The sequence below is a fragment of the Streptomyces adelaidensis genome (assembly GCF_016598475.1).
GTDB lineage: Bacteria > Actinomycetota > Actinomycetes > Streptomycetales > Streptomycetaceae > Streptomyces > Streptomyces adelaidensis.
Genome location: NZ_JAEMUX010000028.1, coordinates 33,264 through 46,612, shown reverse-complemented (window position 1 = coordinate 46,612; position 13,349 = coordinate 33,264). Strand labels below are relative to the sequence as shown.

The following is a 13,349-nucleotide window of genomic DNA, read 5'->3' as shown; positions in this document are numbered from 1 at the left end:
CCCGGTCGTTCACCCCCCGGGTGTGAAGGACCGCCGGAGCGGCGAGCACTGGGCCGGCCGGCTCTACATGCGCGAGATCTCCCTGCGCATCGACCGGCACCTGGTGAACACCCGGGTCTCGCCCAACCAGCTGACCTACCTGATGACCGTCTTCGGCGTCCTCGCCGCCCCGGCCCTGCTGCTGCCGGGCATCCCGGGCGCCGTCCTCGGCGTGCTGATGGTCCAGCTGTACCTGCTCCTCGACTGCGTCGACGGCGAGATCGCCCGCTGGCGCAAGCAGTTCTCCATGGCCGGTGTCTACGTCGACCGCGTCGGCGCCTACCTGTGCGACGCGGCCGTGCTCGTCGGCTTCGGGCTGCGCGCCGCGGACCTGTGGGGCACCGGGCGGATCGACTGGCTGTGGGCGTTCCTCGGCACCCTCGCCGCCCTCGGCGCGATCCTGATCAAGGCCGAGACCGACCTCGTCGGTGTCGCCCGGCACCAGACCGGCAAGCCGCCGGTCCAGGAGTCGGCCTCCGAGCCGCGCTCCTCCGGCATGGCACTGGCCCGCAAGGCCGCCGCCGCGCTGAAGTTCCACCGGCTGATCCTCGGCGTCGAGGCGTCCCTGCTGATCCTGGTCCTCGCGGTCCTGGACACGGTCCGGGGCGACCTCTTCTTCTCCCGGCTCGGCGTCGCCGTACTCGCCGGAATCGCGCTGCTCCAGACACTGCTGCACCTGGTGTCCATCCTCGTTTCCAGCAGGCTGAAGTGAGCAGCGGCATGAAGGTCGGCGCGGTGATCATCACCATGGGCAATCGCCCGGACGAACTCCGCGCCCTCCTCGACTCGGTCGCCAAGCAGGAGGGCGACCGGGTCGAGGCGGTCGTCGTCGGCAACGGCTCGCCCGTCCCGGACGTCCCCGAGGGCGTACGGACGGTCGAACTGCCGGAGAACCTCGGTATCCCCGGCGGCCGGAACACAGGCATAGAGGCGTTCGGCCCCAGCGGCCGGGACGTCGACGTGCTCCTCTTCCTCGACGACGACGGCCTGCTCGCCCACCACGACACCGCCGAACTGTGCCGCCGGGCCTTCGCGGACGACCCGAGGCTCGGCATCGTCAGTTTCCGCATCGCCGACCCCGACACCGGCGAGACCCAGCGGCGCCACGTGCCCCGGCTGCGGGCCGCCGACCCTATGCGCTCCTCCCGGGTCACCACCTTCCTCGGGGGCGCCAACGCCGTACGCACCCAGGTCTTCGCCGAAGTCGGCGGACTCCCCGACGCGTTCTTCTACGCGCACGAGGAAACCGACCTGGCATGGCGGGCCCTCGACGCGGGCTGGATGATCGACTACCGGTCCGACATGGTGCTGAACCACCCCACGACCGCGCCCTCCCGGCACGCGGTCTACCACCGCATGGTCGCGCGCAACCGCGTCTGGCTCGCGCGCCGCAACCTCCCGGTCCTCCTCGTACCGGTCTACCTCGGTGTCTGGTTGCTCCTGACCCTCCTCCGCAAGCCCTCCGGCCCGGCCCTGAAGGCCTGGTTCGGCGGCTTCAAGGAGGGCTGGACGAGCCCCTGCGGCCCCCGCCGGCCCATGAAGTGGCGTACGGTGTGGCGCCTGACCAGGCTGGGCCGACCTCCCGTCATCTGACAAGCTCGATATCTGAGAGCATTCGGCGGTACCCGGTCCCAGGTTTCTGCCTCGGCCCGACCAGGCTGCGCACTTTTGAGGACGAAAGTTTCCATTTGTGAGTGAGACAACGCATGACGGCAGGCTCGCGGTGAGCGACCGTCCGTCGCCCGACGACGGGCTCTCCGCGACGGAACTGGCCGCCAAGTACGGACTCGCCGTGAGCGGCGCCCGGCCCGGACTCGCCGAGTACGTCCGCCATATGTGGGGACGGCGCCACTTCATCCTCGCCTTCTCCCAGGCGAAGCTCACCGCGCAGTACAGCCAGGCCAAGCTCGGCCAGCTGTGGCAGGTGGCCACCCCGCTGCTCAACGCGCTGGTGTACTTCCTGATCTTCGGTCTGATCCTGAACGCCGACCGGGGCATGTCGCGCGAGGTGTACATCCCGTTCCTGGTCACGGGTGTGTTCGTGTTCACCTTCACCCAGAGCTCGGTGATGGCGGGCGTCCGCGCGATCGCCGGCAACCTGGGCCTGGTGCGCGCCCTGCACTTCCCGCGCGCCTCGCTGCCCATCTCGTTCGCGCTCCAGCAGCTCCAGCAGCTGCTGTTCTCGATGATCGTGCTCTTCGTCGTAGCGGTCGGGTTCGGAAGCTACCCGCGGCTGTCCTGGCTGCTGATCCTCCCCGTGCTGGTCCTGCAGTTCCTGTTCAACACCGGCCTCGCGCTGATCATGGCCCGCATGGGTTCCAAGACCCCGGACCTCGCGCAGCTGATGCCGTTCGTGATGAGGACCTGGATGTACGCCTCCGGCGTCATGTTCTCCATCCCGGTGATGCTCGCCGACCACCCCAAGTGGATCGCCGACATCCTCCAGTGGAACCCGGCGGCGATCTACATGGACCTGATGCGCTTCGCGCTGATCGACGGTTACGGCTCCGAGAACCTGCCCCCGCACGTGTGGGCGGTCGCCGGTGGCTGGGCCGCGCTGGTCGCGCTCGGCGGCTTCGTGTACTTCTGGAAGGCGGAGGAGAGGTACGGCCGTGGCTGAGTCACACATCCCCACCGTCATCGCGGACGAATTGCACATCGTCTACCGCGTCAACGGCGCCAAGACCGGCAAGGGCAGCGCCACCGCCGCGCTCAGCCGCATCGTCAAGCGCGGTGAGGAGCGCGGCGTCCGCAAGGTGCACGCCGTCAAGGGCGTCTCCTTCATCGCCTATCGCGGCGAGGCCATCGGTCTGATCGGCTCCAACGGTTCCGGCAAGTCCACCCTGCTGCGCGCCATCGCCGGCCTCCTCCCCGCCGAGCGGGGCAAGGTCTTCACCGACGGCCAGCCCTCCCTGCTCGGCGTCAACGCGGCCCTGATGAACGACCTCACGGGCGAGCGGAACGTCATATTGGGCGGGCTCGCGATGGGTATGTCCCGCGAGCAGATCAGGGAGCGTTACCAGTCGATCGTCGACTTCTCGGGCATCAACGAGAAGGGCGACTTCATCACCCTGCCGATGCGGACCTACTCCTCCGGCATGGCGGCCCGCCTGCGCTTCTCCATCGCGGCGGCCAAGGACCACGACGTCCTGATGATCGACGAGGCCCTCGCCACCGGTGACCGCAGCTTCCAGAAGCGTTCCGAGGCCCGCATCCGTGAACTGCGCAAGGAGGCCGGCACGGTCTTCCTGGTCAGCCACAACAACAAGTCGATCCGGGACACCTGCGACCGCGTCCTGTGGCTGGAACGCGGTGAGCTGCGCATGGACGGCGCCACCGACGAGGTCCTGAAGGAATACGAGAAGTTCACGGGCAAGTAGCCGGATCTGCCCCGGGCCCCGCCGGAACTGCTCCGGCGGGGCCCGGCGTCTGCGAGGGAGACCGGGGACCGGCGTCCGTAAAGGAAACGCCAACTCCGGCAAGGAAGCGTCAACTCCGGCCGCCCATAGGAATCTTGGGGGCAATCGGTGCGTTCTTGTGATGTGCAGGACACCCCGACGGAGCATGGTGCGTTGTACAACGTAAGCTATACCGGTGCCGAATCGCGGCAAGTGGGTCCATAATGCGCGACATCCGGCATCAGCCGCAGACGCCGACCGCTGGGCGGCGTGTCCGAAATAGTGGGTATTGAGTCGGCAGTGTAGAACGGGAGATGTGACGGCCATGGCTACGGAGACTCCCCTGCTCGACGACGCTTCCGCCGTTCTGGCGCCGGGTGACGGGCGGTGACGGAAGCCGGGACGGCGCGCACCGGCGACCCGGAGCGCGACACCCTCGACAAGGCCGGCGCCGAGAACTTTCCCGTCGCGCCGTTCTTCCTGCCCCGGGCCTGGCGCGACGACCTGATGGCCGTCTACGGCTTCGCCCGCCTCGTCGACGACATCGGCGACGGCGACCTCGCCCCCGGCGGTGCCGACGCCCGCCTGCTGGGCGTCTGCCCGCAGGACGCCGACGACCGGCTCCTCCTCCTCGACGCCTTCGAGGCCGACCTCCGCAAGGTCTTCGACGCCACCCCCGGCCACCCACTGCTGCGCAGACTCCGGCACACCGTCCGCCGCCACCGCCTCACCCCCGAGCCGTTCCTCGCGCTGATCGCCGCCAACCGCCAGGACCAGCTGGTCAAGCGGTACGAGACCTACGACGACCTGGTCGCCTACTGCGAGCTGTCCGCCAACCCGGTCGGCCACCTGGTCCTCGCCGTCACCGGCTCCACCACCCCCGAACGGGTCCGGTACTCCGACGCGATCTGCACCGCGCTGCAGATCGTCGAACACCTCCAGGACGTGGCCGAGGACCTGGGCCACGACCGCGTCTATCTGCCCGCCGAGGATCTGAAGCGCTTCCACGTCCAGGAGGCGGATCTCGCCGCGCCCACAGCGGGCGCATCGGTGCGCGCACTGGTCGCGTACGAGGCGGAACGCGCCCGAAATCTCCTGAATGAGGGCACCCCCCTCGTGGGTAGCGTCCACGGCAGGCTGAGGTTGCTCCTCGCCGGGTTCGTGGCGGGAGGAAGGGCGGCCGTCCACGCGATCGCCGCCGCCGAGTTCGACGTACTTCCCGGCCCGCCCAAGCCCGGCAAGCTCCGGCTGCTGCGCGAGGTGGGCGCGACCCTGCGAGGAGAGGGGTGATCCGGACCGTGGAGTCGGAACCACACGCGTCCGCACCGGTACTCGCCGCCTACAGCTACTGCGAGGCTGTCACCGGGCGGCAGGCCCGCAACTTCGCCTACGGCATCAGGCTGCTGCCGACGCCCAAGCGCCGCGCGATGTCCGCGCTGTACGCGTTCTCCCGGCGTGTCGACGACATCGGTGACGGCGCGCTCGCCGTCGAGGTCAAGACGGCCCGGCTGGAGGAGACCAGAGCCCTGCTCACCCGGGTCCGGGGCGGCTCCGTCGACGAGGACGACACGGACCCCGTCGCGGTGGCCCTCGCCCACGCCGGGGTGACCTTCCCGATCCCGCTCGACGCCCTCGACGAACTCATCGACGGCGTCCTGAAGGACGTACGCGGCGAGACCTACGAGACCTGGGACGACCTGAAGGGCTACTGCCGCTGCGTCGCCGGCACCATCGGCCGGCTCTCGCTCGGCGTCTTCGGCACGGAACCGGGCGCGCGCGGTGCGGAACGCGCGCCGGAGTACGCCGACACCCTCGGGCTGGCGCTCCAACTGACCAACATCCTCAGGGACGTCCGGGAGGACGCGGAGGGCGGGCGCACCTATCTCCCCGCCGACGACCTCGCGAAATTCGGCTGCTCGGCCGGGTTCGCCGGGCCGCTCCCGCCGGCCGACTCCGACTTCGCGGGTCTGGTGCACTTCGAGGTGCGCCGGGCCCGCGCCCTCTTCGCCGAGGGCTACCGGCTGCTGCCGATGCTGGACCGGCGCAGCGGTGCCTGTGTCGCCGCCATGGCCGGCATCTACCGGCGGCTGCTCGACCGCATCGAGCGCGAGCCGGAGGCCGTGCTGCGTGGCCGGGTCTCGCTGCCCGGCCGCGAGAAGGCCTACGTCGCCGTGCGCGGCCTCTCCGGTCTGGACGCCCGCCATGTGTCGCGCCGTACCGTCAGGAGGCGCGTGTGATGGACAATCTGGGCCAAGGTGAACCCATCGGGGAAAAGTGGTACGCAACCCTCCGCGTCACGAGGGCGTCCCTGACTGCGACGGTCTGCCGCAGACCGGTTCAGCACCTCGGCGGACCGGCAGGGGAGGGTGCACGATGACCGACGGCGCACAGTCCGAGGGACTGCTGGACGCGGACAGTACGGGCCGCCCCGGGAGCACGGCCGTGGTGGTCGGCGGGGGTCTTGCGGGCATCACCGCCGCGCTCTCCCTCGCCGACGCCGGCGTACGGGTCACTCTCCTGGAAGGGCGGCCACGCCTCGGCGGGCTCGCCTTCTCCTTCCAGCGCGGCGAGCTGACCGTGGACAACGGACAGCACGTGTACATGCGTTGCTGCACCGCCTACCGCTGGTTTCTCGACCGCGTCGACGGGGCCGCGCTGGCGCCCTTGCAGGACCGGCTCGACGTACCGGTGCTCGATGCCGAGGGCAGGCCCGGGCGACGGCTGGGCAGACTGCGGCGTGACGCGCTGCCCGTACCCCTGCATCTCGGGCGCAGCCTGGCCACCTACCCGCATCTCTCGCTCGCCGAGCGCGCAGGAGTGGGCCGGGCCGCACTGGCGCTCAAGGCGCTCGACCTCGCGGATCCGGCGCTGGACGAACGGGACTTCGGCGGCTGGCTGACCGCGCACGGTCAGTCGGCGCGTGCCGTCGAGGCGCTGTGGGACCTCGTGGGGGTCGCCACCCTCAACGCGGTGGCCCAGGACGCTTCCCTCGGGCTCGCCGCGATGGTGTTCAAGACCGGTCTGCTGTCCGAACCCGGCGCCGCCGACATCGGCTGGGCCCATGTCCCGCTGGGCGAACTGCACGACCGGCTGGCCCGCAAGGCGCTCGACTCGGCGGGCGTGCGTACCGGACTCCGAACCCGCGTCACCTCCATCTCCCCTCAGCAGAACGGGAATTGGAAGGTCGAGGTACCCGGCGAGAGCTTCGACGTCGACGCGGTCGTCCTCGCCGTGCCGCAGCGCGAGGCGCACGATCTGCTGCCCGAGGGCGCCCTCGAGAACCCCGGGCGGCTGCTGGAGATCGGCACCGCGCCCATCCTCAACGTCCATGTGGTGTACGACCGGAAGGTGCTTCAGCGGCCGTTCTTCGCGGCGCTCGGCTCCCCCGTGCAGTGGGTCTTCGACCGGACCGAGGCGTCCGGGCTGCGCGCGGGCCAGTACCTGGCGCTGTCGCAGTCGGCCGCGCAGGACGAGATCGACGAGCCCGTCTCCGCGCTGCGCGAGCGGTATCTGCCCGAGCTGGAGAGGCTGCTGCCCGCCGCGCGCGGCGCGGCGGTGACGGACTTCTTCGTGACCCGGGAGCGCACCGCGACGTTCGCTCCCACCCCCGGCGTCGGACGGCTCAGGCCCGGCGCCCGCACCAAGGCCCCCGGCCTGTACCTGGCCGGAGCGTGGACCGCCACCGGGTGGCCCGCGACCATGGAGAGTGCGGTCCGCAGCGGCATCAGTGCGGCGGACGCCGCGCTCGGTGCCCTGGGCCGGCCCCGAGACCACCTCTTCGGTTACGAGGAGGCAGCGTGACGCTCGAAACGCACCGGACCGGTTCCCGCACTCCCGGCACCGCGAACACTTCGACAACTGGAGAGACTGTGCCCACTGTGCCCCCGGCCGCGACGGCCGCTGCGAGGACCGCGGTGGACGTGACCGCGCTCCTGGAGCGCGGGCGGACCCTGGCCACCCCCGTGCTGCGGGCGGCCGTCGATCGGCTGGCGCCCCCCATGGACACGGTCGCCGCCTATCACTTCGGCTGGATCGACGCCCACGGCAATCCGGCCGACGGCGACGGCGGCAAAGCCGTACGCCCCGCACTCGCCGTCATGTCCGCCGAGGTCGCCGGCGCCGCACCCGAGGCCGGTATCCCCGGTGCGGTCGCGGTGGAGCTGGTGCACAACTTCTCGCTGCTGCACGACGACCTGATGGACGGCGACGAACAGCGCCGCCACCGCGACACCGTCTGGAAGGTGCACGGACCCGCCCAGGCCATTCTTGTCGGCGACGCCCTGATGGTGCTCGCCAACGAGATCCTCCTCGAACTCGGCACCGCCGAGGCGGCCCGCGCCACCCGACGCATCACCACCGCGACCCGCGCGCTCATCGACGGGCAGGCCCAGGACATCTCCTACGAGCACCGCGAGCGGGTCACCGTCGAGGAGTGCCTGGAGATGGAGGGCAACAAGACCGGCGCCCTCCTCGCCTGTGCCTGCTCCATCGGCGCCGTCCTCGGGGGCGCGGACGACCGCACCGCCGACACACTGGAGAAGTACGGCTACCACCTCGGCCTCGCCTTCCAGGCCGTCGACGACCTGCTGGGCATCTGGGGCGACCCGGTCTCCACGGGCAAGCAGACCTGGAGCGACCTGCGCCAGCGCAAGAAGTCCCTGCCGGTCGTGGCCGCGCTCGCGGCGGGCGGCCCGGCCTCCGAGCGGCTCGGTGAACTCCTCGCCGCCGACGCCAAGGCCAGCGACTTCGAGAACTTCTCCGAGGAGGAGTTCGCCGCGCGCGCCGCCCTCATCGAGGAGGCGGGCGGCCGGGAGTGGACCGCCGGCGAGGCGCGCCGCCAGCACACGATCGCGATCGAGGCGCTGGACTCGATCAGGATGCCCGACCATGTGCGGGACCAGTTCGCGGCGCTCGCCGACTTCGTCGTCGTACGGAAGAGATGAGAGCCATCCCCCAGGAGTCGACCGTCATCGGTCGAATAGGCCTCGCGTAGTCGCCGGCCGGTGCTCAGTCACCGGACATCGCACCGGCCGACGGCTGACCCACCGCAGAGAGATCCGTCCACTGCACGAAGGGGAAGCCATGACAGCGACGACCGACGGAAGCACCGGGGCTCTGCCGCCCCACGCTGCCGCGGGGCGGCAGAGGGCGGCGGCAGGGGTCCAGGATGCCGCCGCCCTCGCCATACGGCGCTCCACCGACTATCTGCTCGCGCGACAGGACGCCCAGGGCTGGTGGAAGGGCGACCTGGAGACCAACGTCACCATGGACGCCGAGGACCTGCTGCTCCGTCAGTTCCTGGGCATCCGCGACGAGAAGACCACGCGGGCGGCCGCGCTGTTCATCCGCGGCGGGCAACGCCCCGACGGTACCTGGGCCACCTTCTACGGCGGGCCGTCCGACCTCTCCGCCACCATCGAGGCGTACGTCGCGCTGCGGCTGGCCGGGGACGACCCGGCCGAGCCGCACATGGCGAGGACGTCGGCGTGGGTCCGGGAGCGCGGCGGGATCGCCGCCGCCCGGGTCTTCACCCGGATCTGGCTGGCGCTGTTCGGCTGGTGGAAGTGGGACGACCTGCCGGAGATGCCGCCGGAGATCATCTACTTCCCGAAGTGGATGCCGCTCAACATCTACGACTTCGGGTGCTGGGCCCGCCAGACGATCGTCCCGCTGACCGTCGTCTCGGCGAAGCGCCCGGTGCGGCCCGCGCCGTTCCCGCTGGACGAGCTGCACACCGACCCGGGCCGGCCGAACCCGCCCGGGCCCCTTGATCCGCTGGGGAGCTGGGAAGGCGCCTTCCAGCGGCTCGACAGACTTCTGCACGGCTACCACAAGGTCGCACTGAAGCGGCTGCGCAAGGCCGCCATGAACAGTGCGGCCCGCTGGATCGTCGAGCGGCAGGAGAACGACGGCTGCTGGGGCGGTATCCAGCCGCCGGCCGTGTACTCGGTCATCGCCCTGCACCTGCTCGGCTACGACCTCCAACACCCCGTGATGCGCGCCGGGTTGGAGTCCCTCGACCGCTTCGCCGTATGGCGCGAGGACGGCTCCCGGATGATCGAGGCCTGCCAGTCGCCGGTGTGGGACACCTGCCTCGCCACCATCGCGCTCGCCGACGCGGGCCTGCCCGCCGACCATCCCCAACTCGTCAAGGCCGCCGACTGGATGCTCGGCGAGGAGATCGTCCGGCCCGGTGACTGGGCCGTCAAGCGTCCCCAACTGCCGCCGGGCGGCTGGGCGTTCGAGTTCCACAACGACAACTACCCCGACATCGACGACACCGCCGAGGTCGTCCTCGCGCTGCGCAGAGTCAGGCACCAGGAGCCGGAGCGCGTCGAGAAGGCCATCCGGCGCGGGGTGCGCTGGAGCCTCGGTATGCAGTCGAGGAGCGGGGCCTGGGCCGCCTTCGACGTCGACAACACCAGCCCGTTCCCCAACCGGCTGCCGTTCTGCGACTTCGGCGAGGTCATCGACCCGCCGTCCGCCGACGTCACCGCCCATATGGTGGAGATGCTCGCCGTCGAGGGCCTCTCCCACCACCCGCGCACGCGGCGCGCCATCGAGTGGCTGCTCGCCGAACAGGAGCCGAACGGCTCGTGGTTCGGGCGCTGGGGCGTCAACTACGTCTACGGAACCGGGTCGGTGGTCCCCGCGCTGACGGCCGCCGGACTGCCCGCCGCGCACCCCGCGATCCGCCGGGCCGTGGCCTGGCTGGAGACCGTGCAGAACGACGACGGCGGCTGGGGCGAGGATCTGCGCTCCTATCCCGACGCCGCCGAATGGGGCGGCAAGGGCGCCTCCACCGCCTCCCAGACCGCGTGGGCGCTGCTCGCGCTGCTGGCGGCGGGGGAGCGGGACGCCAAGGCCACCGAGCGCGGCATCGAGTGGCTGGCCCAGACCCAGCGGGCGGACGGCGGCTGGGACGAGCCGTACTTCACCGGCACCGGCTTCCCCTGGGACTTCTCGATCAACTACCACCTCTACCGGCAGGTGTTCCCGCTCACCGCGCTCGGCCGGTACGTCAACGGCGAACCGGCCGTCCTGAAGGCCGGGGCGAGCTGATGGAGACGGCCGCCGCCCCGGCGCCGCTGCTGATCGCCTGCGCGCTCGGCATCGAGCAGCTCGCCCTGCGCAGCGGCGACCGGGGCGGCGCCGGGGGCCCGGTCACCGTCCTGCGGACCGGCATGGGGCCGAGGGCCGCCGAGCGGTCCGTCACCCGGCAGCTCACCGACCCGGCTCTGAGTGACGCGGCCGTGCTGGCCACCGGGTTCTGCGCGGGACTCGCCCCGGGCATGCACCCCGGCGACCTGGTCGTCGCCGAGGAGACCCGGGGGCCCGACGGCGGCGTCACGCCCTGTGTGGGCACCGAACTACTGGTCAAGGAGCTGGTGCGGGCCGTGCCCGGGCGCACGGTCCACACCGGCCCGCTCACCGGCTCGGATCACGTCGTGCGTGGTCAGGAACGGTCGGATCTGTTCGCGACCGGTGCGATCGCCGTCGACATGGAGTCCGCGGTCACACTCCAGTGCGCCGTGAGATCGGGCGCACGCCCGGTTGCGGCCGTACGGGTGGTCGTGGACGCTCCAGAACATGAACTGGTCCGGATCGGCACGGTACGCGGTGGAATATCAGCCTTCCGCGTCCTTCGTGCGGTCCTTCCCGCTTACTACGAATGGCACCGTTCTTTGCTGCTCCCCCGGAGGTGAGCCAGATGGCCATGCCGCTCCGCCAGTCCATCAAGGTAGCGACCTATCTCGCCGAACAGAAGCTCCGCAAGCGGGACAAGTTCCCGCTGATCGTCGAGCTGGAACCGCTCTACGCCTGCAACCTGAAGTGCGAGGGCTGCGGCAAGATCCAGCACCCGGCGGGTGTGCTCAAGCAGCGCATGCCGGTGGCGCAGGCCGTGGGCGCCGTCCTGGAGTCCGGTGCGCCGATGGTGTCGATCGCGGGCGGCGAGCCCCTGATGCACCCTCAGATCGACGAGATCGCACGGCAGTTGGTCGCCAGGAAGAAGTTCGTCTTCCTGTGCACCAACGCCATGCTGCTGCGCAAGAAGATGGACAAGTTCAAGCCCTCGCCGTACTTCGCGTTCGCCGTGCACATCGACGGGCTGCGTGAGCGGCACGACGAGTCTGTGGCGAAGGAAGGGGTGTTCGACGAGGCCGTGGCGGCCATGAAGGAGGCCAAGAAGCGCGGCTTCCGGGTGACCACCAACTCGACCTTCTTCAACACCGACACCCCGCAGACCATCATCGAGGTCCTCAACTACCTCAATGACGACCTCCAGGTCGACGAGATGATGATCTCGCCCGCCTACGCCTACGAGAAGGCCCCCGACCAGGAGCACTTCCTCGGCGTGGAGCAGACCCGCGAACTCTTCAAGAAGGCCTTCTCGGGCGGCAACCGGCGGCGCTGGCGCCTCAACCACTCGCCCCTGTTCCTCGACTTCCTGGAGGGCAAGGTCGACTTCCCGTGCACGGCGTGGGCGATCCCGAACTACTCGCTGTTCGGCTGGCAGCGGCCCTGTTACCTGATGAGCGACGGCTACGTCACGACGTACCGGGAGCTCATCGAGGACACCGACTGGGACGCGTACGGTCGGGGCAAGGACCCGCGCTGCGCCAACTGCATGGCGCACTGCGGCTATGAGCCGACCGCCGTCCTCGCCACCATGGGATCGCTGAAGGAGTCCCTGCGCGCCCTGCGCGAGACGGTCTCCGGAAACAACGGGTGACGCCATGACGGCCATCTCTCTCGGTGTCCCCGAGATGCCGGTCCGGCCGATCGCCGTGCGGCGCGCGTCGCGCGGGATCCAGGTCGGGTCGGTGGCGGTCGGCGGCGGGGCACCGGTGTCGGTGCAGTCGATGACGACGACCCGTACGTCGGACATCGGCGCCACGCTGCAGCAGATCGCGGAACTCACCGCGTCCGGCTGCCAGATCGTCCGGGTCGCCTGCCCCACGCAGGACGACGCGGACGCGCTCGCCACCATCGCCCGCAAGTCGCAGATCCCGGTGATCGCGGACATCCACTTCCAGCCGAAGTACGTGTTCGCGGCGATCGAGGCCGGCTGTGCGGCGGTGCGGGTGAACCCCGGCAACATCAAGCAGTTCGACGACAAGATCAAGGAGATCGCGCGGGCGGCGAAGGAGCACACGACGCCGATCCGGATCGGCGTCAACGCCGGCTCTCTCGACAGGCGGCTCCTCCAGAAGTACGGCAAGGCCACGCCCGAGGCACTGGTGGAGTCGGCGCTGTGGGAGGCGTCGCTCTTCGAGGAACACGACTTCCGGGACATCAAGATCTCGGTCAAGCACAACGACCCGGTCGTGATGATCGAGGCGTACCGGCAGCTCGCCGCCCGGTGCGACTACCCGTTGCACCTGGGCGTGACCGAGGCAGGTCCCGCCTTCCAGGGGACCGTCAAGTCCGCCGTGGCCTTCGGGGCGCTGCTCAGCGAGGGGATCGGCGACACGATCCGGGTCTCGCTGAGCGCCCCGCCGGCCGAGGAGGTCAAGGTCGGCATCCAGATCTTGGAGTCGCTGAACCTGCGGCAGCGGCGGCTGGAGATCGTGTCGTGTCCGTCGTGCGGGCGGGCACAGGTCGATGTGTACCGGCTGGCCGACGAGGTGACCGCCGGACTTGAGGGCATGGAGGTGCCGTTGCGGGTGGCCGTCATGGGCTGCGTCGTCAACGGACCCGGAGAGGCGCGGGAGGCGGACCTGGGGGTCGCCTCCGGCAACGGCAAGGGCCAGATCTTCGTCAGGGGCGAGGTCATCAGGACCGTCCCCGAATCGAAGATCGTGGAGACCCTCATCGACGAGGCGATGAAGATCGCCGAGCAGATGGAGAAGGACGGCGTCGCGTCGGGGGAGCCGGCGGTCACCGTGAGCTGAAAACAGGGGCTGAAGA

General features: G+C 70.3%; 13 protein-coding genes. All 13 read left to right on the top strand.

Annotated elements, in window-relative coordinates; all coding sequences use genetic code 11:
* The first annotated feature begins 22 nt into the window (after positions 1 to 22).
* The 13 genes from I8N67_RS18365 to ispG all read left to right on the top strand — a co-directional run bounded on the left by I8N67_RS18365 (position 23) and on the right by ispG (position 13,333).
* Positions 23 to 751 carry a CDP-alcohol phosphatidyltransferase family protein gene (locus I8N67_RS18365; protein ID WP_372443737.1) on the top strand — a complete coding sequence of 243 codons (729 nt, stop codon included), beginning with the start codon at positions 23 to 25 and terminating at the stop codon, positions 749 to 751.
* A gap of 8 nt (positions 752 to 759) precedes the next feature.
* Positions 760 to 1,632: a glycosyltransferase family 2 protein gene (locus tag I8N67_RS18360; RefSeq protein ID WP_234045900.1), complete on the top strand. Its 873-nt coding sequence runs from the start codon at positions 760 to 762 to the stop codon at positions 1,630 to 1,632.
* Positions 1,633 to 1,729: 97 nt separating this feature from the next.
* The gene (locus tag I8N67_RS18355) at positions 1,730 to 2,659 is read left to right on the top strand and encodes an ABC transporter permease (RefSeq protein WP_200304205.1); all 930 of its coding nucleotides are present in this window, start codon (positions 1,730 to 1,732) and stop codon (positions 2,657 to 2,659) included.
* Positions 2,652 to 3,419: an ABC transporter ATP-binding protein gene (locus I8N67_RS18350; protein ID WP_200304204.1), complete on the top strand. Its 768-nt coding sequence runs from the start codon at positions 2,652 to 2,654 to the stop codon at positions 3,417 to 3,419. Before I8N67_RS18355 ends, I8N67_RS18350 begins: the two co-directional genes overlap by 8 nt.
* 405 nt (positions 3,420 to 3,824) lie before the next feature.
* The gene (gene hpnC, locus I8N67_RS18345; protein ID WP_200304203.1) at positions 3,825 to 4,727 is read left to right on the top strand and encodes a squalene synthase HpnC; all 903 of its coding nucleotides are present in this window, start codon (positions 3,825 to 3,827) and stop codon (positions 4,725 to 4,727) included.
* The gene (gene hpnD, locus I8N67_RS18340; RefSeq protein ID WP_200304202.1) at positions 4,724 to 5,674 is read left to right on the top strand and encodes a presqualene diphosphate synthase HpnD; all 951 of its coding nucleotides are present in this window, start codon (positions 4,724 to 4,726) and stop codon (positions 5,672 to 5,674) included. Before hpnC ends, hpnD begins: the two co-directional genes overlap by 4 nt.
* Positions 5,674 to 5,814, top strand: a complete 141-nt coding sequence (locus I8N67_RS44625) for a DUF6380 family protein (RefSeq protein ID WP_372443735.1) — start codon at positions 5,674 to 5,676, stop codon at positions 5,812 to 5,814. Before hpnD ends, I8N67_RS44625 begins: the two co-directional genes overlap by 1 nt.
* Positions 5,811 to 7,238, top strand: a complete 1,428-nt coding sequence (gene hpnE, locus I8N67_RS18335) for a hydroxysqualene dehydroxylase HpnE (protein WP_200304201.1) — start codon at positions 5,811 to 5,813, stop codon at positions 7,236 to 7,238. Before I8N67_RS44625 ends, hpnE begins: the two co-directional genes overlap by 4 nt.
* Before the next feature lie 68 nt (positions 7,239 to 7,306).
* Positions 7,307 to 8,380, top strand: a complete 1,074-nt coding sequence (locus I8N67_RS18330) for a polyprenyl synthetase family protein (protein ID WP_307835275.1) — start codon at positions 7,307 to 7,309, stop codon at positions 8,378 to 8,380.
* 139 nt (positions 8,381 to 8,519) lie between these two features.
* The gene (gene shc, locus I8N67_RS18325; RefSeq protein WP_200304199.1) at positions 8,520 to 10,499 is read left to right on the top strand and encodes a squalene--hopene cyclase; all 1,980 of its coding nucleotides are present in this window, start codon (positions 8,520 to 8,522) and stop codon (positions 10,497 to 10,499) included.
* Entirely contained in the window at positions 10,499 to 11,143 is a 645-nt protein-coding gene (locus I8N67_RS18320; RefSeq protein WP_200304198.1) for a phosphorylase family protein, read from the top strand. The genes shc and I8N67_RS18320 overlap by 1 nt, the downstream gene beginning before the upstream one ends.
* A gap of 5 nt (positions 11,144 to 11,148) precedes the next feature.
* Positions 11,149 to 12,171, top strand: coding sequence for an adenosyl-hopene transferase HpnH (gene hpnH / locus I8N67_RS18315; RefSeq protein ID WP_200304197.1), 1,023 nt, complete (start codon positions 11,149 to 11,151; stop codon positions 12,169 to 12,171).
* Positions 12,172 to 12,175: 4 nt separating this feature from the next.
* The gene (ispG, locus tag I8N67_RS18310; RefSeq protein ID WP_200304196.1) at positions 12,176 to 13,333 is read left to right on the top strand and encodes a flavodoxin-dependent (E)-4-hydroxy-3-methylbut-2-enyl-diphosphate synthase; all 1,158 of its coding nucleotides are present in this window, start codon (positions 12,176 to 12,178) and stop codon (positions 13,331 to 13,333) included.
* The last annotated feature ends 16 nt before the right edge of the window (positions 13,334 to 13,349 follow it).